The following is a 22,186-nucleotide window of genomic DNA, read 5'->3' as shown; positions in this document are numbered from 1 at the left end:
GATCACGCCGAGCGGATGAGCTTCACGGTCAGCGAGTCGACCAGCACCGCCATGCGGTCGTCGGCGGCCCACCGCTGGGCGAGCCGCGCGAGCACGGCGTCCAGCGTCTCGCGGTTCAGGCCGTCGATGAGCTCGAGCGTCACGATCAGCTCGGGGCCCCGCATCCTGGCATCCGGATCCCCCGCCGCCACGGCCACGTCGATGACGGCCATCTCGTGCGCGATGCTCTCGCGCAGCGCCACGAACACCTCGGGCGAGAGGAAGCTCGGTTCCCAGGGCCGCCCCTGGGCGATGGCCCACACGGCGGGCCGGCGGAGCACGAACTCCGTGTCGGACCCCGGGTCCAGCACGATCAGATCGGTCTCCTCGCCCGCCGCGGACAGCGCCACGCGGATGGCCTCGACGGGAATCGGTCTCGCCCGGGCATCCCAGCTGCGCATGGTGTCCACGGAGGTGAACGCGGGCTGCACGCGCCTGCCGTCCGGGGCGGCGACGGTGACGATGGAGAGCTCCTGCGTCTTGTCGACCCTCAGCCCGCTCGGCGCGACCCCCTCGTCGCCCTTCTCCGCGACCAGCGGGACGAGGACACGCGCCGTGCGGAGGGCGTCCGCCACGGCGGTCTGCGATCCCGTCCCGGCGCGGAAGGCGTGCAGCGCGTGCAGCAGCACGGGGTCGGCGGACCCGTCGTCACCCGAGTTGGGGTTCTCAGCGAAGCGGCGCCCCGCCCAGGGGACTCCCGCCGAGTCCGCGGTGTTCGGGCGATGGCGGGCGTCGTCAGTCGCCGGCGACATCCAGCGCCTCCGCCAGGGTGAACTGCCCGGCGTAGAGCGCCTTGCCGACGATGGCCCCCTCCACGCCCAGCGGGACGAGGTCTCGCAGCGCAGCGATGTCGTCGAGGCTGGAGACGCCGCCGGAGGCGATGACCGGTTTGGGCGTGCGGGAGGTGATCTCGCGCAGCAGATCCAGGTTCGGGCCGCGCAGGGTGCCGTCCTTCGTGACGTCGGTGACGACGTAGCGGCTGCACCCGGCGTCCTCCAGGCGCTCCAGCACCTCCCAGATGTCGCCGCCCTCCTCGGTCCAGCCGCGCGCGGCGAGGGTCGTGCCACGCACGTCGAGGCCGACCGCGACGGCCTCGCCGTACCGGCTGATGACGTCGGCCGCCCACTCGGGGTTCTCCAGCGCGGCGGTGCCGAGGTTGATGCGGTTCGCACCGGACTCCAGGGCGTCCTCCAGGCTCGCATCGTCGCGGATGCCGCCGGAGAGCTCGATGCTCACCCCGCGGTACTGCTTGATGACCTTGCGCAGGATGCCGGCGTTGCTGCCGCGCCCGAACGCGGCATCGAGGTCCACGAGGTGGATCCACTGCGCACCCTGGTCGACCCACTCGCCGGCCGCGTCGATCGGATCGCCGTAGTTGGTCTCGGTGCCGGCCTCGCCGCGGGTCAGGCGCACGGCCTTGCCGCCGGCGACATCCACGGCGGGAAGGAGGATCAGCGAGGGTGACTGCGCGAAGTCGTTCATGACGTCCTTGGTTCGGGGGATCCGCATCGTGCGAACACGAGAATCGAGATTAGTCCGCGCACGGGCGCGGTTCAACACGGGCGTCTCGCCGTGACGGGCCGGTCATGCCAGTGCATCCACCCAGTTCGTCAGGAGCCGGATGCCCGCATCACCGGACTTCTCCGGGTGGAACTGCGTGGCGGAGAGCGGTCCGTTCTCCACCGCCGCGAGGAAGCGCTCGCCGTGCGTGGCCCAGGTCAGGGTCGGCTGCGGGAACGGCGCCTGCACGTCGAGCCCCCAGCTCTTGGCGGCGAACGAGTGCACGAAGTAGAAGCGCTCCTGCTCGACGCCGCGGAACAGCACGCTGCCCACGCCCGCCTCGACGGTGTTCCAGCCCATGTGCGGCAGCACCGGCGCCTCCAGCTCGGTGATCGTCCCCGGCCACTCCCCGAGACCCTCGGCCGGCTGTGCGCGCTCGACACCGCGCTCGAACAGCACCTGCATGCCGACGCAGATGCCCAGGACCGCGCGACCTCCTGCCAACCGCCGGTCGATGATCTCATCGCCGCCGTGCGCGAGCAGCGCGTCCCGCACCGCGGCGAACGCTCCCACGCCGGGGACGACGAGGCCGTCGGCTTCGATCGCGCGGTCGCGGTCGCGGGTGAGCTCGACCTCGGCGCCGGCGGCCGCGAGGGCCTTGGCTGCGGAGTGCACGTTGCCCGACTCGTAGTCGAAGACCACGACGCGCGGGCTCGTGGTCACAGCGCGCCCTTGGTCGATGGGATGCCCTCCACGAGGGGATCCGGGGACTTGGCCTGCCGGAAGGCACGGGCGAAGGCCTTGAACTCGGCCTCGGCGATGTGGTGCGGGTCTCGCCCGCCCAGCACGCGCACGTGCACGGTCAGCGCGGCGTTGAAGGAGATGGCCTCGAACACGTGGCGCACGAGGGAACCCGTGAAGTGGCCGCCGATGAGGTGCATCTCGAAGCCGACGGGCTCACCGTCGTGCACGAGGAACGGACGGCCGGAGATGTCGACGACGGCCTGCGCCAGGGCCTCATCCAGCGGCACCAGCGCGTCACCGTATCGGCCGATGCCCGACTTGTCGCCGAGCGCCTCGCGGATCGCCTGACCGAGGACGATGGCGATGTCCTCGACGGTGTGGTGCGCGTCGATGTGCGTGTCACCGGTGGCACGGACGGTCAGGTCGGTCAGGGAGTGCTTCGCGAATGCCGTGAGCATGTGGTCGAAGAACGGCACGGACGTACTGATGTCGCTGCGGCCGGTGCCGTCGAGGTTCACCTCGACCTCGACCGTGGACTCCGACGTGCTGCGGGTGCGCTTCGCGGTCCGGACGGGCCGTGCGCTGCGGGGGTCGCTCATGAAGCCGATCCTATCGAGGCGAGGGCCTCCAGGAACGCCGTGGTCTCCGCCTCCGTGCCCGCGGTGACCCGCAGGTGGCCGGGGATGCCGACGTCGCGGATCAGCACGCCGCGGTCGTACAGCTCCTGCCAGACGTGCTTCGGGTCGTCGACGCCGCCGAACAGCACGAAGTTCGACCAGGACGGATGCGGTGCGTAGCCCAGCGCCTCCAGTGTGGCCGAGATGCGGTCGCGCTGCTCGACGATCTCGTCGACCATCCGCAGCATGGTGCGGGAGTTGCGCAGCGCGGCGGTCGCGGCGGCCTGCGTGAGGGCGCTGAGGTGATACGGCAGGCGCACCAGCCGCAGCGCGTCGATCAGCGCCGGGTCCGCGGCGAGATAGCCCACCCGCGCGCCGGCGAAGGCGAAGGCCTTGCTCATGGTGCGGGAGACGGCCAGTCGGGGGCGGCCGGGCAGCAGCGTCAGTGCGGAGGCCGCATCCTTCGGGGCGAACTCCTGATAGGCCTCGTCGACCACGATGATCCCACGGGCGGCGTCGTGCACGGCTTCGACGACGTCGAGGCCCAGCGGTGTGCCGGTGGGGTTGTTCGGCGAGCACAGCAGCACGACATCCGGATCCGCGGCGGCCACCTGCGCCGCCGCGTCCTCGGGGGTGATGCGGTAGTCGTCCTCTCGGGTGCCGGCGACCCAGGTGGCACCGGTGCCCTGGGTGATCAGCGGGTACATGGAGTAGGTGGGTGCGAAGCCGAACGCCGTGCGGCCGGGGCCGGCGAAAGCCTGCATGAGGTGCTGCAGCACCTCGTTGGAGCCGTTGCCCGCCCAGATCTGGTCGGCTGCGAGCCCGTGGCCGAGATAGTCGGCCAGCGCCTCCCGCAGTCCGGTGAATTCCCTGTCGGGGTATCGGTTGACGCCGTCGAGCGCCACGGCGACGTCGGCGAGGATGTCCTCGATCACCGCCTCCGGGACTGGATGAGCGTTCTCGTTGACGTTGAGCGCCACGGGCAGGGGTGCCTGTGGCGCACCGTACGGGGTGAGTCCGCGAAGATCATCGCGGAGGGGCAGCTCGTCGAGAGAGGTCACTCTTCCCATGGTAGAGCGCAGCGCCCGGGGTCTCGCGCGCATGACGCCCCGCCCGGTGAGGAACCCGGGATCAGCGCGAGTACCGAGCCGGGATCGCCAGTTCGGCGCCTGCCTGGATCGCGCCGCTGCTGAGGTTGTTCAGCCGCACGATGTCGTCGATGACCACCCGCGGATCGACCTCAGGGGCGATCTCGCCCGCGATGGACCACAGCGAATCCCCCGGCAGCACGGAGACCGTCTGGAAGGGCACCGGCTCGCTCAGGCGGGCCGACGCGAGTGCGGTGCCTCCCGCGAGGACCGACAGCACGATCCCGACGACGAGAGGAGCGGCGACGATCGCCGCCAGCACCCGACGACCGCGCACGGTCAGACGGAGCCTCGTGCCACGCGCGGTCCGGCTGCGCTGCGAGCCGACCGCGACACCGGCGGCGCGGACGAACGCGGGGCTCTGGATGCTGATGGTGCTCATGAGGGGCTCCTGTCTCCGCCCGCCGAGGTCCGGCGGGAGTGGGGCAGCTTTCGCATCCGGCATCCGGCCGGGGACGCCGGATGCGAAGCTACGTTCCGAATATATCTTCGATATCGAACATCTGTCAAGGATTCTTCGAAACCGGATCTTGTTCAACGCCGACACGCTCGAACGAATCTTCCGTTTCCCGGCGATTATCGGATACGGTTTCGATGACGACAGCCCATCACGGGCCACCGACATTCGAACCGGACGTCCGCGAAGGAGCGGTCCCCACCGGTCGGCCGATTCAGGAGGAGCACCGATGAGCGACCAGCCAGCCCCCGCATCCGAGCCGCCGCGCACCCGTCGGCGCAAGAGCCTCAGCGCGAAACAGCAGGCGATCCTCGAGGTCATCCAGACCTCGATCGCCCAGCACGGCTACCCGCCCAGCATGCGCGAGATCGGCGATGCCGTGGGGCTCAGGTCGCTCTCCAGCGTCACGCACCAGCTCGGCCAGCTGGAGCTGAGCGGCTACCTGCGCCGCGATCCGGGCAAGACACGGGCCATGGAGGTGCTCATCGATCTGCCCGGGACCGGCACGGAGAATCCCGCCGACACCGCTCCCGCGGTCGGAGACGCCGCCCTCGTGCCATTGGTCGGCCAGATCGCCGCGGGCGTGCCGATCACGGCCGACCAGCAGGTGGAGGAGATCTTCCCACTGCCGCGGCAACTCGTCGGCAAGGGCGATCTGTTCATGCTGAAGGTCAACGGCGAGTCGATGATCGACGCGGCCATCTGCGACGGCGACTGGGTCGTCATCCGCGCGCAGAACACCGCGGAGAACGGTGAGATCGTCGCGGCCATGCTGGACGGCGAGGCGACCGTGAAGACGTTCCGGCGCCGCGACGGGCACACCTGGCTGCTGCCTCGCAACTCCGCCTTCGAGCCGATCCTCGGTGATGAGGCCGTCGTGCTGGGCAAGGTCGTGGCGGTGCTTCGCGCGGTCTGAGCCCGCGCCCCTGACGGCTGAGGCGCTCCTCCCCGACCGGGGAGGAGCGCCTCGTCCGCGATCCGGCTCAGGCCGGGACCGACACGTCCTCACGGACGCGTCGCGTGGCCTCCACGATGTTGCGCAGCGAGGCGACGGTCTCCTCGTACCCGCGGGTCTTCAGACCGCAGTCCGGGTTCACCCACAGTCGGCTCAGTGGCAGTTCGGCGGTCGCCCGGCGCAGGAGGGCCTCGATCTCGGCGACGCCGGGGACGCGCGGCGAGTGGATGTCGTAGACGCCCGGCCCGATGCCGTGATCGAAGCCACTGCCCTTGATGTCGCCGACGACCTCCATGCGGCTGCGGGCCGCCTCGATCGAGGTGACGTCGGCGTCCAGCGCGCGGATCGCGTCGATGACCACGCCGAACTCCGAGTAGCACAGATGGGTGTGCACCTGCGTCGCGGCGGCCGCCCCGCCGGTCGCCAGACGGAACGACCCGACCGACCAGTCGAGGTAGTCCGCGTGATCGGCCTTCTTCAGCGGCAGCAGCTCCCGCAGCGCGGGCTCGTCGACCTGGATGATGGCGATGCCCGCGGCCTCGAGATCGGCGATCTCCTCGCGCAGCGCCAGGGCGACCTGGTTCGCCGTCTCCGAGAGCGGCTGGTCGTCTCGCACGAACGACCAGGCCAGGATGGTCACCGGCCCGGTGAGCATGCCCTTGACGTGCTTTGTGCTCAGCGACTGCGCGTAGGACGCCCACGACACCGTGATGGGCGCGGGCCGCGACACATCCCCCCACAGGATCGACGGACGGGTGGCGCGAGAACCGTACGACTGCACCCAGCCGTGTTCGGTCACCGCGAACCCGTCGAGGTTCTCCGCGAAGTACTGCACCATGTCGTTGCGCTCGGCCTCGCCGTGCACCAGCACGTCCAGCCCCAGGCCCTCCTGCAGCGCCACGACACGGTCGATCTCCGAGCGCAGGAAGGCCTCGTAGTCGTCCTGAGGCACCTCGCCGCGGCTGAACCGCGCACGAGCGCGCCGGATCTCGGCGGTCTGCGGGAAGGACCCGATGGTCGTCAGCGGCAGCACGGGCAGATCCAGCGCGCGCTGCGCGCGCTCGCGGTCCTGGTAGGGCGCACGGACGAAGTCCGCCTCGGACAGCGCGCGGCCGCGCACCGCCCCGTCGCGCACGCCCGGCGCGTCACGGCGATCGGAGAGAGCCGCGGATGCCGCATCGAGCTCGGCCCGGATCACGGACCGCCCCTCCGCGAGGCCACGGGCGAGGGTGACGATCTGCCCGACCTTCTGGTCGGCGAACGCCAACCAGGACACCAGCCGCGCGTCGAGCTTCGTCTCGTCCTCGACGTCGTGGGGAACATGCAGCAGGGAGGTCGAGGTGGACGCCGCGACCCGCCGGGCGCCGAGGTCGCGCAGCGCTTCGAGCTTCGCGAACGCCGCGGCGAGGTCTCCACGCCAGATGTTGCGTCCGTCGATCACGCCGCCCACGAGGGTCTTGCCCTCGAGCTCCGGGAGCGCGGCGGGCACCGCCCCGCGCACGAGGTCCACGGCGATGGCCTCGACGGGCGCGGAGGCGAGCACCGGCAGCGCCGTGCCCAGATCGGCATAGGGAGCCGCGACGAGGATGGCCGGGCGGTCGTCGGAGCCGCCGAGCACGGTCAGCGAGCGACGGGCCGCATCCGCCAGCGCCGCGCTGTCGGCCGGCAGCGTCTCGCTGACCAGGGCCGGCTCGTCCAGCTGCACCCACTCCGCGCCGGCGGCCTTCAGCTTCGCCAGCAGCTCGGCGTAGACCGGCACCACGTCGTCCAGGCGCGAGAGCGGGTCGAAGCCCTCCCCTGCGGCGTCCGACGGCTTGGCCAGTGCCAGCAGCGTGACGGGTCCGACGATGACCGGCCGCGTGCGCAGCCCCGCGGCGACGGCCTCCTCGAGCTCGCGCACCAGCCGGTCGCTGGAGAGCGAGAACACCGTCTCCGGACCGATCTCGGGCACGAGGTAGTGGTAGTTGGAGTCGAACCACTTGGTCATCTCCAGCGGCGCGCGATCGCCCTCGCCCCGCGCGGCGGTGAAGTAGGCGGGCAGCCCGATCGTGCCGTCCGCGTCGCGGAGATCCTCGAAGCGCGTCGGCAGGGCGCCGACCGTGACGGCGGCGTCCAGCACCTGGTCGTAGTACGAGAACGATTCCGGGATCGAGGAGTCGTCGCGCCCCAGCCCCAGCTCGATCAGTCGCGAGCGGTTCGCCGCGCGCAGCCGGGCGGCGGTGGCCTCCAGCTCCGCCTCATCGATGCGGCCGGCCCAGAACGCCTCGACGGCCCTCTTCAGCTCTCGGCGGCGTCCGATCCGGGGATAGCCGAGGATCGTCCCGGCGGGGAAAGCGGTCATGAGGTTCCTTTCGATGCGGAGGAGAGCTGCGGCGCGGAGAGGATTCCGGCGTGCGCGAGGACGTCCAGCACGGTCTCGTGCTGGTTGAAGGCGTACAGGTGGACTCCCGGCGCACCGCCCGCCACGACAGCGCGGGCGAGGTCGGCGGCCCAGGCGATGCCGATCTGCCGGCGCCCCTCGACGGTGGGCTCGACCTCGAGGGCGATGGAGAGCTCTCCGGGGAGCTCCTCGCCGGTCAGCTCCAGCACGCGGGCCAGGCGTGCGGGCGAGGTGATCGGCATGATCCCGGGCAGGATCGGAATGGTCACGCCCGCCCGGCGGGCGCGCTCGACGAAGGCCAGGTAATGGTCGGCGTGGAAGAACAGCTGTGTTATCGCGAGGGTGGCGCCGGCCGCCTGCTTGGCCAGCAGCGCATCGACGTGCTGGCCGCTGTACGCCGAACGGGGGTGCCCGTTGGGGAAGGCCGCCACGGCGATGCTGACCTTCCGCCGCGGCGACACGCGCACGGCGTCCGGATGGCCGGGAACCGGCGACTCCTCGTACGGCGCACGCTCGGCCTGCACGCGATCGATGAGCTGCACCAGCTGGGCGGAGCTCTCCAGATCGCCGAGGAAGGAGTCGCCCTCAGTGCTTCCCGCCGGCGGGTCGCCGCGCAGCGCGAGGAAGCTGAGGATCCCGGCATCCAGGAACTCCCGGATGAGCCGGGCCGCACCGGCGTAGGTGTTGCCGACGCACGTGAGGTGGGCGAGCGGCTCGACGGCGGTACGGGTGCGGATGTGCCGCAGCACCTCCAGGGATCGTCCGCCCGTCGAGCCACCGGCGCCGTAGGTGACGGAGAGGAACTCGGGGCCGACCTCGGCGAGCCTGTCGATGGTGTCGTGCAGGGCGTGCGCGCTGGCCGCCGAACGCGGCGGATACAGCTCGAAGGAGAACGGCACGCGCGTCATGACTGTCTCCTCTCTGCCGCGGACCGGGGGCGCCTCAGCACGGTAGAACGGGCGGGCCGCCCGACGCACACTGTGTGACGTCGTGTGTCGCCCGGAGCCGGCGTCGGAAGGGTGCCGGCAAGGCGCGGCTAGGCTCGAGGCATGACCATGCCCTACGGCTCCTGGCCCTCGCCGTTCTCCCCCGCCGACGTGTCCGCTTCCGCTCCCCGGATCGACGGCGCGCGCTTCGTCGGGGACGAGATCTGGTGGGGCGAGTCCGTCCCCGCCGAGGGCGGCCGGATCGCCGTGCGCAGCTCGTCCGGCGCGACGGTGCTGCCTGCTCCCTGGAGCGCGCGGTCGCGGGTGCACGAGTACGGCGGCGGCGCGTGGACGGCGGATGCCGAGGGGACCCTGTACTTCGTGCACGGGGACGATCAGCGGGTGCACCGGATGCGGAGGGGCGGCGTCCCCGAGCCGATCACCGCCGCCGGCGCGCAGTACGGCGGCCTGTCGCTGCAGCGCGGCAGGCTGCTCGCGGTGCGGGAGGATCTGCGTCCCGACCCGCATCTGCGGGCGATCGTGGAGATCCCCACGGACGGCTCGGCCGCGCGGGACGAGTCCGCGGTCCGTGTGCACGTCCAGGGATCGGCGTTCTTCGCGCATCCCGCGCTGTCCCCCGACGGCACGCGGCTGGCGTTCGTGGAGTGGACGGGCCGTTCGATGCCGTGGGATCACGCCCTGCTGAACGTGGTCGAGGTCGGCGGCGACGTGTTCGCCGAGACCGGTGCCCGCGCGGCGCTGCAGCCGGAGTGGATCTCCGACGACGAGCTGCTGCACCTGGACGATCCCTCCGGCCGCTGGAACCTGCAGCGGCTGCGGCTGGACGGGCTCGCGGTGCGCGGACGCGAAACCGTCGCGTCGGCGGATGCCGACACCGGCGGCGGGCTGTGGGTGCTGGGCGACCGCTGGTACGGTGTGCTCGCGGACGGACGGATCGTCGCGGTGCGCACGAACGGCACCGACGAACTGTGGCTGATCGATCCCGCCACGGGTGCCGAGCGACGGCTGGAGGTGGCCGCCACGGGCGAGTTGTGCGTCGACGACGTCTCGGGCGTCCGGGTGCTGGTCTCCGGCAGCGGCGCGGACGTCGACCGCGGGCTGTGGTGCGTGGACGTCGACGCCGGCGAGGCCACGGCGATCCGCGGCGGCGACCGGGTCGACACGGACTGGATCCCCGTCGCCCGCCCGGTGACCTTCCGCGGCGCGCACGGCCCCGTGCACGCCTTCGACTACCGTCCCACCCATCCGCAGGCGCAGGCGCCCGACGGGGAGCTGCCGCCGTACGTCGTCCTCGTGCACGGCGGCCCCACCTCGCATGTGTCGGGGGCGGCATCCCTCGCCGCGGCGTTCTGGACCAGTCGCGGCATCGGCGTGCTCGATGTGAACTACGGCGGCTCGACGGGGTACGGCCGCGCCTACCGCGAGCGTCTGAACGGCCAGTGGGGCATCGTCGACGTCGACGATGTGATCGCCGCGGCGCGCGGGCTGGCCGAGGCGGGCCTGGCCGATCCCGACCGCATCGCCATCCGCGGAGGATCGGCGGGCGGATGGACGGTGCTCAGCGCGCTCGTGCGCGGCGGCACGTTCGCGGCCGGTATCAGCCGCTATGGCGTCTCCGATCTGCGGATGCTGGCCGCTGACACGCACGACTTCGAGAAGTTCTACCTGGACGGGCTGGTCGGTCCGCTCCCCGAGGCCGAGGACGTCTACATCGCCCGCTCGCCGCTCACCCACACCGACTGCATCGACGTGCCGGTGCTGCTGCTGCAGGGAGCGGAGGACCGGGTCGTGCCGCCTTCGCAGTCCGAGGCGATCCGCGACGCACTGGCCGCCAGGGGGGTCCCCCACGAGTACGTGCTGTACCCCGGTGAAGGGCACGGCTTCCGGCGCGCGGAAACGATCATCTCGTCGTTGACGACCGAGCTGGAGTTCCTCGCGCGCACGTTCGGATTCACCCCGGCGTGACACCGCGCCGGTCTCGTCCACCTCCCGGTGAACGACGCACTGCACGGCCCGGAGCCAAGGCCGTCCGGTTCATCGAGGAGCTGCCGCGCGATCAGAGGGGCGAGCTTCTCCAGCGGGAGCTGCGCGACGCCGGAGCGCTCACTCCCCGAGGCGGTTGCGGGTGCGCATGGCGCGTTCGGCCTCGCGGGCGTCCTGCCGCTCGCGCAGCGTCTGACGCTTGTCGTATTCGCGCTTGCCCTTCGCGAGCGCGATCTCGACCTTCGCCCTGCCGTCGGAGAAGTACAGCCGCAGCGGGATGATCGTGTAGCCGCCGGCGGCGACGGCGTGCTCGAGCCTGCGGATCTCGTCACGGTGCAGCAGCAGTTTGCGGACACGCTTGGCGGAGTGGTTGGTCCAGTGCCCCTGGGAGTACTCGGGGATGTGCACGGCGTCGAGGAACGCCTCCCCGCCCTTGATGTACGCGTAGCCGTCGGTGAGGTTCGCCCGGCCCTGGCGCAGCGACTTGACCTCCGTGCCGGTGAGCACGAGTCCGGCCTCGTAGGATTTCTCGAGGTTGTAGTCGTGACGCGCGCGACGGTTGGTCGCGATGGCCTTCTCACCGCGTTCCCTGGGCATGTTCTCTCCTGTCCGATCGGCCCGTGCCGGGCCGGCGGATCAGTTTATCTCAGGTGCGCAGCCAGCGACGGATCGCGAAGCCCGCCGAGAGGGCCGACAGCACGATGCCGATGACGACGAGCACCGGCACGACGAAGGCGGCGTCCTGCATCCCGACCAGAGGACGCATGAACGGCACGCGTTCGGCGAGGTAGCCCTCCACACCGAAATGGACTCCGGCGAGCACCGCCGCGCCCGCGAGCACCGATCCCAGGAAGGCCGCGAAGACCCCTTCGAGCACGAAAGGCGTCTGGATGGAGCCGTTGGACGCGCCGACCAGGCGCATGATCCCGATCTCCTTGCGCCGCGCGTAGGCCGACAGCCGGATGGTGGTGGCGATCAGCAGCACGGCGGCGATGAGCATGAGCGCGGCCACGCCGACGGCGATGTAGGTCGCGACCGTCAGGGCCGAGAACAGCGGGTCCAGCAGTTTGCGCTGGTCCTTGACGGCCTCCACGCCGGCCTCGCCGGCGAACGCCTCGGTGATCACCTCCGACTGCCGCGGGTCCTTCATGGTGATGCGGAAGTCGACCGACGTGTTCTCCACCCCGATCACGCTGGCCTGCTCCTCCCCGAGCTGATCGACGATGTCCTGGTATGCCTCCTCCTTGCTCTGGAGGCGCACCTCGCTGATCAGCGGTGCGAAGGCGTCGCCGGACAGAGTCTTCTCGACCTTGTCGATCTGCTCCTGGTCCGCCTCGCCGCCCACGCACGTGTCGGTCGTCGACAGCGGCGAGCACATGTACACCGTCACTTCGGCCTTCTCGCCCCAGTAGCCGCGCATGGTGCTGATCTGGGTCTGCATGAGGATGGCCGCGCCGACGAAGGTCAGCGAGACGAAGGTGACGAGCACCACGGAGATGACCATGGAGAGGTTGCGGCGCAGCCCCAGCAGCGCCTCACCGATGATGAGTCCGGGGTTCACGAGGTCGGCCCCACTTCCTCGTCGTCGCCGGAGAGCCCCAGGCGGTCGGCCACGCCGAGCTCATCGACCTGCACGTCGGGGATGACGATGGGGTTCGTGCGCGGGGTCGGTGCGGGCTGCGGCTCCGGGTCGGGCCGGGCGGATGGGTCGACTCGGACATCCGGGTCGGGTTGGACGGGCTGCTGCCCGGCATCCGGGGCGATCGCAGGCACGGCGGATGTCTCCCGCTGCGCCTCCCGCACGGCGGTGAGCGCGGCCGTGGCCGCCGCACCGCGGACGGCCTCCGGGTGCAGACGGGGGATGCCGGAGGTGTCCCCGTACCCGCCGCCCAGCTCGTCGCGCACCATCTCCCCCTCCTTGAGCTCGATGACGCGCCGCTGCATCTGGTCGACGAAGGACGCCTCGTGCGTGGCCATCACCACCGTCGTCCCGCCGGCGTTGATGCGGGCCAGCAGCTGCATGATGTCGACGGAGGTCGCGGGGTCGAGGTTCCCGGTCGGTTCATCGGCGAGCAGCACCTTGGGACGGTTCACGATGGCGCGCGCGATCGCGACGCGCTGCTGCTCGCCGCCGGACAGCTCGTGCGGCATCCGCTTGGCCTTGCCGTCCAGTCCGACCAGGGCGAGCGCCTCCGGCACGGCCTGCTGGATGAACCCGCGGGAGGAGCCGATGACCTGCAGCGAGAACGCCACGTTCTGATAGACGGTCTTCGATGACAGCAGCCGGAAGTCCTGGAAGACGGAGCCGATGTGGCGGCGGAAGTACGGGACCTTGCGATTGGGGAGCGAGCGCAGGTCGCGACCGAGCACGGCGACACGGCCCGCGCTGGGGACGTCTTCACGGAGGATGAGCCGCAGGCAGCTCGACTTGCCGGAGCCCGAAGCACCGACGAGGAACACGAACTCGCCGGCTTCGACGTTGAAGTCGACCTCGGACAGTGCGGGGCGCTTGGTGCCGCGATAGCGTTTGGTGACGTTCTCGAACCGGATCATGGCCATTCGAGCCTAAGTGCGGAGGGCTTCGGCCGGTTCAGCGACACTCCCCCGTGCTCAGTCCTCTTCGCGGCGCTTGCGCCAGCGGATGCCCGCGGAGATGAAGTCGTCGAGGTCGCCGTCGAACACCCGGTCCGGGTTGCCGGACTCGTGGCCCGTGCGGAGGTCCTTGACCAGCTGCTGGCCGTACAGGAAGTAGGAGCGCATCTGGTCGCCCCAGCTGGCGGTGATGGTGCCGGCGAGCTCCTTCTTCTTCGCCGCCTCCTCCTCCTTCTGCAGCAGCAGCAGGCGGGTCTGCAGCAGTCTCATGGCCGCGGCGCGGTTCTGGATCTGCGACTTCTCGTTCTGCATCGAGATGACGATCCCGGTGGGCAGGTGCGTGATGCGCACGGCGGAGTCGGTCGTGTTGACGGACTGACCGCCGGGCCCGGAGGAGCGGAAGACGTCCACACGGATGTCGTTCTCCGGGATCTCCACCTCAGTGGCCTCCTCCATCAGCGGGATGACCTCGACGGCCGCGAAGGAGGTCTGCCTCTTGTCGGCGGAGCCGAACGGGCTGATGCGGGCCAGTCGGTGCGTCCCGGCCTCGACGGACAGCGTGCCGAACGCGTAGGGGGCGGTGATCTCGAAGGTCGCGGACTTGATGCCGGCGCCCTCCGCATAAGAGGTGTCCAGGACCTTGGCGGGATAGCCGTGGTGCTCGGCCCAGCGCAGATACATGCGCATGAGCATCTCGGCGAAGTCGGTGGCGTCGTCGCCGCCGGCGCCGGAGCGGATGGTGATGATCGCGTTGCGGTCGTCGTACTCGCCGTCCAGCAGCGTCTGCACCTCGAGCTGATTGATGGTGGCCGTCAGCGCGGCCAGCTCCTTGCGGGCCTCCTCGGCGGAATCCTCATCCTGCATCTCGTTGGCCAGTTCGATGAGCACCTCGAGGTCGTCGAGGCGGCGCTCGACGTCGAGGACGCGCTTGAGGTCGGCCTGCTTGTGGCTGAGGGCGCTCGTGACCTTCTGCGCCTGCTCGGGGTCGCCCCACAGGTCGGGAGCGCCGGCCTCCTCGCTCAGGCGGGCGATGTCCGCACGCAGCGTGTCGACGTCCACGACCTCGCGGATGTCGCCGTAGGTGTGACGCAGGGCCTGGATGTCGGCGGAGAGATCGAGTTCGAACATGGCAGTCCAGCTTATCGTGCCGCATGCGCGCTTCCGTCCCGTGCGCGATAGCGTGAGGTTGTGAGCGACGGCGTGGGCAGTGTCATCAGACGGTTCGGGCCCATGGTGTACATCCCAGCCCTGCTGTTCGCCCTCGGCGAGGGGGCGGTGATCCCGCTGATCCCGGTCTTCGCCGCCGAGCTGGGCGCGGACGTGCCGCTGGCCGCGCTGGTGGCCTCGGCCCTCGTGGTGGGCCAGCTGTGCGGGAACATGCCCTCGGGCTGGCTGGTGGCGAAGGTCGGCGAACGGCTCGCGATGATCTACGCGGGGCTCGCGGCGATGGTGGCGGGCGTCGGGATGCTCCTGGCGTCCTCACTGGCACTGCTGACGGGCGCCGTGTTCGTGCTGGGGTTCTGCGCGGCCACGTTCGGGCTGGCCCGGCATTCGCTCATGACCACCCGCGTTCCCATCCGGTACCGCGCTCGCCTGCTGTCGCTGCTGGGCGGATGCTTCCGGTTCGGCGTGTTCGTGGGCCCGTTCGTCGCCGCCGTGCTGATCAGCCTGACGGGCACCGAGCTGTCCACCGTCTGGTTCTTGATGGGCTGCGTGGCGGCACTCGTGCTCGTGGTGACGTTCGGGCCCGATCCGGAGCGCACCATCCCCGTGCTGCTCAAGCCCACCGGCGCCGCCGTCGCGGAGGACTCCGGTGAGGTGGTCACCGGCTCCATCCCCGTGGCGGACCAGCGCGGGGTGTTCCAGACGATGTGGGCGTACCGCCGGGTGCTGTCCCGGCTCGGCTCGGCGGCCGCGTGCCTGTCGGCCGTCCGCTCGGCGAAGCAGGTCATCCTGCCGCTGTGGGGCGTCTCACTGGGACTGGATGCGACGACCATCTCGCTCGTGGTCGGCGTGTCCGGGGCGATCGACTTCGCCCTGTTCTACGCCAGTGGGCAGGTGATGGACAGGTTCGGTCGGATCTGGGCCGTGATCCCGGCGCTGCTGATGATGGGGCTGGGGTTCACGGCCCTGTCGGTCACGCACGACGTCGATTCCGCCCTGCTGTGGTACGGCGCACTGGCCGCCGCCCTCGGCGTCGGCAACGGGCTCTCCAGCGGCATCCTGCTGACCTTCGGCGCGGATCTCGCCCCCGAGCGCGACCCCGCCGCGTTCCTGGGTTCCTGGCGGACCCTGACGGACGCCGGCGGTGCGGCCGCCCCGGTGGTGGTCTCCGCGATCGCCGCCGCCGCATCGCTGTCGCTGGCGACGGGGCTGATGGGCCTGGTGGCGCTGGTCGGCGCCGCGGGCTTCCTGCGCTGGACGCCGCGCTACCTGCCGCGCACGCGCGACTGATCCTGGCCGCACCGCCCTGCTCCCCGCCTCACCGCAGCGCCGTGCGCGTGGTCGCTGTCGCCTGCAGCGGCACACCGTCGGGGACGAACGGCGAGAACACCGGCGGATGCCAGTCCGCCGCGATCGTCACCCGTGCGGACACCCCGTCGGGTGTGCCCGCCGACACCATGCGCGCCTCCTGCGCGACGGCCGCGACGACGGCATCCGCCTGCTCCCGCACCTTCTCGTCGGTGAGCTCGGCGTGCACGCCGCCGACGGCGACCTCGAGGGTGAATCCGTCGGCGCCGGCGAGAGCCGCGGCGTCGGCGAGGGAGTCCAGCCGCTTCTGCGCGATGTACAGGTCGGTGGCGCTCACGCAGACGAGGATGATCGCGATCGCCAGCAGCAGGTAGCCGAGGATCAGCGGCAGGACCGTGCCGTCCTCGTCGTGCTCGAGGCGGTGGATCGTGCGCCGGATGCTCATCCGCTGCCCCAGAGCCTCGACGTCCGCTGCGCGGCCTGGGCCTGCACGGGGATCGCCGCGATCCGGTCGAGCCCGAACAGCGGCGGCAGGAACGGCAGGCTCACCCGTGTGCTGACGGTGACGATCACGGTGCTGCCCGCTGCGGGGCACGGGGTGCGCGCCGGGCGGCAGTCGATGCCCACCTGCACGGTGTCGGCGTCCATCCCGTACTCGCGCACGACGCTGCGCAGCACGGCGTCGCCGCGCTCGGCCGCGGCCTCCGCATCCGGCGCCTGCCCGATCACCCGCGCGGTGTGCCGTGCGGCGGCCTCCGCGCCGAGGGTCTGCTCCTGCACGGCGCCGAGGATCAGCACGAGGTAGACCAGCGGCACCAGCAGCAGCACGCCGAGCGTGACGAACTCCAGCGCCGCCGTGCCGGACTCGTCCGACCACCGGCGCGGACGCTCAGTCATCGTCGAAGGACTCGACAGGGGCACGGGCCTCCACCTCCATCCCGTGCGGCACCCCGACCAGCCCCATCACGGGCAGCGTGGTGCGCACCCGCACGACGACGCTCTCATGCCCGAGACGGCGATCCCGGCCGACGGACACATCCTCCGCGTAGGCGCTCCCCACCGCGCGGCTGATGACCGCGCGCGTACGCTGCGCCCCGTCGCCGAGCGCGGTGTCGGCCAGTGCCGCATAGTGCGCGCCCTCCACGGCCGCGTCGTGAACCACGTTGCGCACGTACACGGCGAACGCCAGTTGCAGCACCGACAGCACCAGAGCCGTCAGCAGCGCACCGACGAGCACGAACTCGACGGTGCTCGAGCCGTGGTCGTCGCGGAGCCGTGCCGGTGGGCGCATGCGCGTCACATGCCCGACACGCGGGAGATCGCCTGCTCGAACAGGCCCACCAGTGCGGGGCCGGCGACGGCCCAGATCACGACCACGAGCCCTGCGGTCATCAGAGTGACCAGCACCCATCCGGGCACGTCTCCCCTCTCGTCCTGGACGAGCTTCCTGCCCGCGATGAACCGTCTTGTACGCATCATCATGTTCGTGACCGTTTCTGTGTCGGGGCTCAGCCGAGGCCGAGCCGGAGGATGAAGAGACCGGGGTAGACCGCGTACAGCACGGACAGCGGCAGGATAAGGAAGACCAGTGGGAGGAGCATGAGGATCTCCTTGCGCCCGGCCTGCTCGATGAGCACGCGCTTGGCCTCGTCCCTGGCATCCGCCGCCTGCGAGTGCAGCACCCCGGCCAGGGGCGAGCCGTGCTCGAGGGCTGCGACGATCTGATCGACGGCACGGGAGAGCCCCGGCAGCTGCAGCCGTGTGGCGGTCTCGCCGAGCGCATCCGCCAGCGGCGACCCGGTGTGCACGGCGAGCACGGCCTGACGGAGCTCGCCGGTCAGCTCCCCCGTGCCGATCGCCGAGACCCGCCGCAGCGCATCCAGGAGGGATTCGCCCGCCGACAGGCACAGCGCCAGGAACTCGAGGGTGGTGGGCAGCTCGTCCGCCAGTCGCGTGCGTCTGCTCTTGGCCCGGGCGCCGAGCTGCATGTCGTAGCCGACAGCGCCCGTCGCCGCCGCGAGGATCGGCAGCAGCAGCAGAGGCGGCGTGGGACGGCTGGACAGCGCGAGAGCGACCGCCAGCACGGCGCCGATGATCAGTCCCGCCACACTCCAACCCAGCTGACGCCCGCGGAACGCCGAGGGCGTCAGCGACGCGCCCGCCTGCGCCAGTCGCAGCGCAAGCGCCTCACCACCGCCCAGCAACCGCTCGAAGGCTGCCCGCAGTCGTTCGCCGAGCGCCCGTCCCTGCACGGGCAGGGCTCCGACCATCGGCAGGACGCCGGCGGGAACCACCTCCTCCGGCAGAACGTCCCGCAGGTACGGCGCGATGCGACGATCCAGCGGCAGCGCGCCCCAGCGCGGCAGAGCGGAGAGCACCCCCAGCAGGCCCAGCCCGAACGAGCCGCCCAGGAGCACGGACAGCGCGAGATGGGTCGCCGGACTCACCCGAACCACCGCTCGGGTTCGGGAAGCCGGCCGATGCGCAGCATGATGCGATGGGCGAACGTCGACACCGCGGCGCCGACGATGATGACGATGACGCCCTCCCCGCTCGCGTATGCGTCCCGCCCCTCGGGGCGCATCACCAACAGGCCCAGGATCACCCAGGGGGCCACCGCCCCCAGCACGGCCGCGCCGCGGATCCACGACTGCCGCGCCTCGACCTCCCCGCGCAGTGCGGCATCCGCCCGCACCGAGGCGGACAGTGCCCGCAGCACCCCGGTCAGCTCCGTGCCGCCGACCTGCCTGGCCATCCGCAGCGTCTCCGCGATGCGATCGGCGATCGGGTCGGCCAGTGCCGTCTTGAGACGATCAAGACTCGACTCGAACCGTCCGGTCGCGTGCAGGTCGCGAGCGAACATCGAGAAGGCGGGGCGCACGGCGGGCGGTGCGGAGTCGGCGAGGCTCGCGACGGCATCCGGCAACGAGAGCCCGACACGGATGGCGGCCACGAGCAGGTCGCACACGTCGGGCCACAACTGCCGCCTGGCCCTGCGCAGTCGCAGTCTGCGACCCCGCAGATGCAGTACGGGTGCCGCCGCGGCGGCCAGCGCCGCGAGGACCGCCAGGACGGGCAACGCCGTGATGAGCCAGACGACGGATGCCGCGACTGCTCCCGCTGCGGTCATCGCCACCACGAGTGCGCGCGTGGAGATCCGGGACATTCCGGCCTCCTCCAGCAGGCGTCGGAGCCGGCCCCGACGCATCGGACGTGGCGCGCGATCCGGGCGGGGAGGCCACAGCCAGGGGGCCGCGCCCAGCAGCAGGCCCGCTCCCAGCAGAGAGCCCAGCAGCAGGGTCATGCCGCGCCACCGGCGAGGTGCACGGGAGCGGTCAGGATGCGGACGCCGTCCACCTCTCCCGTCGGGGCGACGACCTCGGCGACATGGCGCGATCCGTCCGGCTCGCGTCGGCAGTGCACGACGTAGGAGATCGCGGAGGCGATGGCCGGGGCGATGAACGCCCTGTCGATGTTGCGGCCCGCCAGCAGCGGCAGCAGAGCGAGCTTCTCGAGAGCCTCGTCGGCGGAGTTGGCGTGGATGGTGCCCGCCGAGGGCACACCGGTGTTCAGCGCGAGCACGAGGTCGAGCGCCTCGGCATCGCGCACCTCCCCGACCACGATGCGATCCGGCCGCATGCGCAGCGCCTCTTTGACGAGACGCCGGAGGGTGATCCCGCCGCCGCCCTCCAGACTCGCCTGTCGCCCCTGCAGCGCCACCACGTCCGGGCCCTCGACGGCCAGCTCGAAGGTCTCCTCCACCGTGATGATCCGCTGGGTGTCGGCCACCGATGCCAGCAGGGCTCCCAGCAGCGTCGTCTTCCCCGCGTGCGTGGCGCCGGAGACGAGGATGCTGCGGCCGTCGCGCAGGGCCCGGTGCAGCAGGTCGGCGATATGCGCAGGTACGGAGCCCTGCGCGACGAGGGACTGCAGGGTGCGATGCTGCGGGAGGAACTTGCGGATGTTGACTGCCCACGATCCGCGGACGATGTCCGCGATGGCCACGTGCAGACGGGAGCCGTCGGGCAGGGAGGCGTCGACGAACGGCTGGCTGATGTCCACCCGCCTGCCGGTGGACTGCAGCATGCGCTCGACGAGGTCGCGCAACCCGGCATCCGTCAGTCGCAGATCCACCCGTTCCGTCGCGCCGCCGCGCGCGACGAAGACGCGGTCGGGGCCGTTGAGCCAGATCTCCTCGATCGCGGGGTCGTCCAGCAGCGGCTGCAGGACCCCGAATCCGGACACGGCTGCCAGCACGTCGCGCACCAGCGACGCCTCGTCGTCGATCATGGCCTCGCCGCGCTGGAGGGCGAGATCGTTGTGGCGGCGGACCTCCGTCTGGGCGATGCGCCTGGCCTCGTCGGGGTGCGATGCGGGATCGGTGCGCTCCAGGCGAAGGCGCCTGCGCACCCGTTCGGCGACGACGAGGGACGGATGACTCACGCGGGCATCTTGACAGAATCCGCGATCGCCGCGTCGAAGTTATCCACAGCCCGGATGCTCGGCAGATGTACGGGAAACCCGAGGGCTCCGCTCGCTAGACTCGAACTCGCGCGGGAGTGGTGGAATTGGTAGACACGCAGGATTTAGGTTCCTGTGCTTTCGAGCGTGTGGGTTCAAGTCCCATCTCCCGCACGCAGCCGCATCTCTGACCGCCGACCGACAGACGACGGGATCCCCCTTGCTCCACTCCCTCCTCCACGTACCGACCGACCTGATGCCCGACTGGCTCAGCCCCGCCTTCATCATCGGGTGGGCGGGCGCCTGGGCGCTGCTGGTCGTGTGCGTCATCATCTTCGCCGAGACCGGGCTGCTGATCGGATTCCTCTTCCCCGGCGACACACTGCTGGTCATCTCCGGACTGCTCTCGCACGGCACCGAGCAGTTCCCGCACGGCGTGTTCGGAGTGAGCGTCTGGATCGTCGCGTTGCTGATCGGCGTCGCGGCGTTCGTGGGCGGCGAGGTCGGCTACTTCATCGGCCACAAGGGCGGCCCCGCCGTGTTCGAGCGCAAGGAGTCCGGGCTGTTCAGTCGGAGGAACGTCGAGCGCACGAACGCGTTCTTCGAGCGGTTCGGCGGCATCACCGTCATCCTCGCCCGCTTCGTGCCGGTCGTGCGCACCTTCGCCCCCGTCGCGGCGGGTGTGGGGCACATGCCGTGGAAGCGGTACTCGCTGTACAACCTCATCGGCGCGGTGCTGTGGGGCTTCGGCCTGACAATGTTCGGCTACGTGATCGGCTACATCCCCCCGGTCGCCGACTTCGTCAAGAACTACATCGACCTGATCCTGCTGGCCGCCGTCGCCGGATCCGCGCTCATCGCGCTGTGGCACTACCTGACCGAGCGTCGGAAATCGCTCCGGGAGGCGCCCGCGAGCGAGGACGCCCCGGCCGCCGGTCCGGATGCGCAGACCGACCGCCCGAGTGCCGCGCCCGCCGAGTCGGGCACCCCGGCACTGCACCAGGGGCACCGTCGGCACGGCCACGAGAAGCCCTGACGCGCGGAGCGATGAAACCGCGAGCCGTCCTGACCCGTCCTAACCGGTGTCCGTGCGGGCGGCCCTGCTGCGCTCCACGCTGACGCGCAGCGCCTCCATGAGGTCGATGATCTCGCCTCCGGAATCCTCCCCGGCATCGGCGAAGGCCGCCGTCGCGTCGAACGCCTCCCCCGCCTCGATCTTCGCGTCGATGAGGATGCGCAGCTGCGCCTGGTACTCGTCGACGAAGGCCCCCGGCTCGAAGTCGCCGGAGTAGGTGTCCACGAGGGCACCGGCCAGCTCCAGCTCCTTCGCGCTGATCTCCACGTCGTCCTCCAGGGCGGGGAATGCGGCCTCGCGCACCTCGTCCGCCCACAGCAGCGTCTGCAGCACGAGCACGTCGCCGCGCACGCGCAGCGCCGCCAGGCGGGTCTTCTGCCGCAGCGTGAACCGCACGATGGCGGTGCGGTCGGCCTGCTCGAGGGTCCGTCGCAGCAGCACGTACGCCTTCGGCGAGGTCGAGTCGGGTTCCAGGTAGTAGGGCCGGTCGAGCAGCATGAGGTCGATCTGATCGGTGGGCACGAACTCGACGACCTCGATCTCACGGCTCCTCTCGGCCGGCAGCGCCGCCAGGTCGTCCTTCGTGAGCACGACGGTGCGCCCCTCGTCGTCGACGTGGGCGCGGTCGATGTCCGCATACGCCACGGTCTGCCCGCACACCTCGCACGTGCGCTGGTAGCGGATGCGCCCGCCGTCGGCCGCATGCACCTGGTGCAGCGGCACGTCGTGGTCCTCGGTCGCCGAGTACACCTTGACCGGCACGTTCACCAGTCCGAAGGCGACCGATCCCCTCCAGATGCTCCTCATCACCCCAGT

General features: G+C 71.0%; 24 protein-coding genes and 1 tRNA gene. 5 read left to right on the top strand and 20 right to left on the bottom strand.

Annotated features, from left to right (window positions below; genetic code table 11):
• Window positions 1–2 precede the first annotated feature (2 nt).
• The 6 genes from ABD770_RS11140 to ABD770_RS11115 all read right to left on the bottom strand — a co-directional run bounded on the left by ABD770_RS11140 (window position 3) and on the right by ABD770_RS11115 (window position 4,430).
• Window positions 3–791, bottom strand: a complete 789-nt coding sequence (locus ABD770_RS11140) for an SseB family protein (RefSeq protein ID WP_344819628.1) — start codon at window positions 789–791, stop codon at window positions 3–5.
• Window positions 775–1,521 carry a bifunctional 1-(5-phosphoribosyl)-5-((5-phosphoribosylamino)methylideneamino)imidazole-4-carboxamide isomerase/phosphoribosylanthranilate isomerase PriA gene (gene priA, locus ABD770_RS11135; protein WP_344819916.1) on the bottom strand — a complete coding sequence of 249 codons (747 nt, stop codon included), beginning with the start codon at window positions 1,519–1,521 and terminating at the stop codon, window positions 775–777. Before priA ends, ABD770_RS11140 begins: the two co-directional genes overlap by 17 nt.
• 102 nt (window positions 1,522–1,623) lie before the next feature.
• Window positions 1,624–2,262, bottom strand: coding sequence for an imidazole glycerol phosphate synthase subunit HisH (gene hisH, locus ABD770_RS11130; protein WP_344819627.1), 639 nt, complete (start codon window positions 2,260–2,262; stop codon window positions 1,624–1,626).
• Entirely contained in the window at window positions 2,259–2,882 is a 624-nt protein-coding gene (hisB, locus tag ABD770_RS11125) for an imidazoleglycerol-phosphate dehydratase HisB (RefSeq protein WP_344819626.1), read from the bottom strand. The genes hisH and hisB overlap by 4 nt, the downstream gene beginning before the upstream one ends.
• The gene (locus ABD770_RS11120) at window positions 2,879–3,970 is read right to left on the bottom strand and encodes a histidinol-phosphate transaminase (protein WP_344819915.1); all 1,092 of its coding nucleotides are present in this window, start codon (window positions 3,968–3,970) and stop codon (window positions 2,879–2,881) included. Before ABD770_RS11120 ends, hisB begins: the two co-directional genes overlap by 4 nt.
• 61 nt (window positions 3,971–4,031) lie before the next feature.
• Window positions 4,032–4,430 (bottom strand): LysM peptidoglycan-binding domain-containing protein, encoded by a 399-nt coding sequence (locus tag ABD770_RS11115; protein WP_344819625.1) that lies wholly within the window; start codon window positions 4,428–4,430, stop codon window positions 4,032–4,034.
• Window positions 4,431–4,734: 304 nt separating this feature from the next.
• Between ABD770_RS11115 and lexA the strand changes: the two genes are divergently transcribed.
• Window positions 4,735–5,421, top strand: a complete 687-nt coding sequence (lexA, locus tag ABD770_RS11110) for a transcriptional repressor LexA (protein ID WP_344819624.1) — start codon at window positions 4,735–4,737, stop codon at window positions 5,419–5,421.
• A gap of 67 nt (window positions 5,422–5,488) precedes the next feature.
• On the opposite strand, the gene metE is transcribed toward lexA, so the two are convergent.
• Both metE and ABD770_RS11100 read right to left on the bottom strand, forming a co-directional pair.
• Window positions 5,489–7,801: a 5-methyltetrahydropteroyltriglutamate--homocysteine S-methyltransferase gene (gene metE, locus ABD770_RS11105; protein WP_344819623.1), complete on the bottom strand. Its 2,313-nt coding sequence runs from the start codon at window positions 7,799–7,801 to the stop codon at window positions 5,489–5,491.
• The gene (locus ABD770_RS11100) at window positions 7,798–8,748 is read right to left on the bottom strand and encodes a methylenetetrahydrofolate reductase (RefSeq protein WP_344819622.1); all 951 of its coding nucleotides are present in this window, start codon (window positions 8,746–8,748) and stop codon (window positions 7,798–7,800) included. The genes metE and ABD770_RS11100 overlap by 4 nt, the downstream gene beginning before the upstream one ends.
• Before the next feature lie 141 nt (window positions 8,749–8,889).
• Here ABD770_RS11100 and ABD770_RS11095 point away from each other — a divergent pair, with 141 nt between their 5' ends.
• A complete protein-coding gene (locus tag ABD770_RS11095; protein ID WP_344819620.1) occupies window positions 8,890–10,752 on the top strand; it encodes a S9 family peptidase in 1,863 nt (620 codons plus the stop codon).
• 138 nt (window positions 10,753–10,890) lie between these two features.
• Here the strand turns inward: ABD770_RS11095 and smpB are convergent, their stop codons facing one another.
• From smpB to prfB, 4 genes are read right to left on the bottom strand one after another with little or no spacing between them, the layout of a single operon-like run.
• Window positions 10,891–11,367, bottom strand: coding sequence for an SsrA-binding protein SmpB (smpB, locus tag ABD770_RS11090; RefSeq protein WP_344819619.1), 477 nt, complete (start codon window positions 11,365–11,367; stop codon window positions 10,891–10,893).
• Window positions 11,368–11,416: 49 nt separating this feature from the next.
• Window positions 11,417–12,331 carry a permease-like cell division protein FtsX gene (gene ftsX / locus ABD770_RS11085; RefSeq protein WP_344819618.1) on the bottom strand — a complete coding sequence of 305 codons (915 nt, stop codon included), beginning with the start codon at window positions 12,329–12,331 and terminating at the stop codon, window positions 11,417–11,419.
• Complete coding sequence (gene ftsE, locus ABD770_RS11080; RefSeq protein WP_344819617.1) at window positions 12,328–13,323, bottom strand: cell division ATP-binding protein FtsE; 996 nt, start codon at window positions 13,321–13,323, stop codon at window positions 12,328–12,330. The genes ftsX and ftsE overlap by 4 nt, the downstream gene beginning before the upstream one ends.
• Window positions 13,324–13,380: 57 nt before the next feature.
• Entirely contained in the window at window positions 13,381–14,490 is a 1,110-nt protein-coding gene (gene prfB / locus ABD770_RS11075; protein ID WP_344819616.1) for a peptide chain release factor 2, read from the bottom strand.
• A gap of 102 nt (window positions 14,491–14,592) precedes the next feature.
• Here prfB and ABD770_RS11070 point away from each other — a divergent pair, with 102 nt between their 5' ends.
• Window positions 14,593–15,816, top strand: a complete 1,224-nt coding sequence (locus ABD770_RS11070; protein WP_344819914.1) for an MFS transporter — start codon at window positions 14,593–14,595, stop codon at window positions 15,814–15,816.
• A gap of 28 nt (window positions 15,817–15,844) precedes the next feature.
• Here ABD770_RS11070 and ABD770_RS11065 read toward each other — a convergent pair whose 3' ends face one another.
• Genes ABD770_RS11065 through ABD770_RS11035 form a run of 7 tightly spaced genes read right to left on the bottom strand, consistent with a single transcriptional unit; the run spans window position 15,845 to window position 20,277 of the window.
• Window positions 15,845–16,279 (bottom strand): pilus assembly protein TadG-related protein, encoded by a 435-nt coding sequence (locus tag ABD770_RS11065; RefSeq protein ID WP_344819615.1) that lies wholly within the window; start codon window positions 16,277–16,279, stop codon window positions 15,845–15,847.
• Complete coding sequence (locus ABD770_RS11060) at window positions 16,276–16,731, bottom strand: TadE family protein (RefSeq protein WP_344819614.1); 456 nt, start codon at window positions 16,729–16,731, stop codon at window positions 16,276–16,278. The genes ABD770_RS11065 and ABD770_RS11060 overlap by 4 nt, the downstream gene beginning before the upstream one ends.
• Window positions 16,724–17,125: a TadE/TadG family type IV pilus assembly protein gene (locus tag ABD770_RS11055; RefSeq protein ID WP_344819613.1), complete on the bottom strand. Its 402-nt coding sequence runs from the start codon at window positions 17,123–17,125 to the stop codon at window positions 16,724–16,726. The genes ABD770_RS11060 and ABD770_RS11055 overlap by 8 nt, the downstream gene beginning before the upstream one ends.
• Before the next feature lie 5 nt (window positions 17,126–17,130).
• Window positions 17,131–17,316: a hypothetical protein gene (locus tag ABD770_RS11050; RefSeq protein ID WP_425562753.1), complete on the bottom strand. Its 186-nt coding sequence runs from the start codon at window positions 17,314–17,316 to the stop codon at window positions 17,131–17,133.
• Between the two features lie 26 nt (window positions 17,317–17,342).
• Entirely contained in the window at window positions 17,343–18,281 is a 939-nt protein-coding gene (locus ABD770_RS11045; protein WP_344819612.1) for a type II secretion system F family protein, read from the bottom strand.
• Window positions 18,278–19,138: a type II secretion system F family protein gene (locus ABD770_RS11040; RefSeq protein ID WP_344819611.1), complete on the bottom strand. Its 861-nt coding sequence runs from the start codon at window positions 19,136–19,138 to the stop codon at window positions 18,278–18,280. The genes ABD770_RS11045 and ABD770_RS11040 overlap by 4 nt, the downstream gene beginning before the upstream one ends.
• Window positions 19,135–20,277 (bottom strand): TadA family conjugal transfer-associated ATPase, encoded by a 1,143-nt coding sequence (locus ABD770_RS11035; protein ID WP_344819610.1) that lies wholly within the window; start codon window positions 20,275–20,277, stop codon window positions 19,135–19,137. The genes ABD770_RS11040 and ABD770_RS11035 overlap by 4 nt, the downstream gene beginning before the upstream one ends.
• A gap of 110 nt (window positions 20,278–20,387) precedes the next feature.
• Between ABD770_RS11035 and ABD770_RS11030 the strand changes: the two genes are divergently transcribed.
• Window positions 20,388–20,469: transfer RNA gene (locus ABD770_RS11030), tRNA-Leu, on the top strand.
• A gap of 82 nt (window positions 20,470–20,551) precedes the next feature.
• Window positions 20,552–21,331 (top strand): DedA family protein, encoded by a 780-nt coding sequence (locus ABD770_RS11025; protein ID WP_344819609.1) that lies wholly within the window; start codon window positions 20,552–20,554, stop codon window positions 21,329–21,331.
• 39 nt (window positions 21,332–21,370) lie between these two features.
• On the opposite strand, the gene ku is transcribed toward ABD770_RS11025, so the two are convergent.
• Window positions 21,371–22,177 (bottom strand): non-homologous end joining protein Ku, encoded by an 807-nt coding sequence (gene ku / locus ABD770_RS11020; RefSeq protein WP_344819608.1) that lies wholly within the window; start codon window positions 22,175–22,177, stop codon window positions 21,371–21,373.
• Window positions 22,178–22,186 lie beyond the last annotated feature (9 nt).

Origin of the sequence: Microbacterium soli, from assembly GCF_039539005.1 — a bacterium.
Classification (GTDB): Bacteria; Actinomycetota; Actinomycetes; order Actinomycetales; family Microbacteriaceae; genus Microbacterium; species Microbacterium soli.
This window is presented reverse-complemented; position numbering and strand designations above follow the sequence as displayed.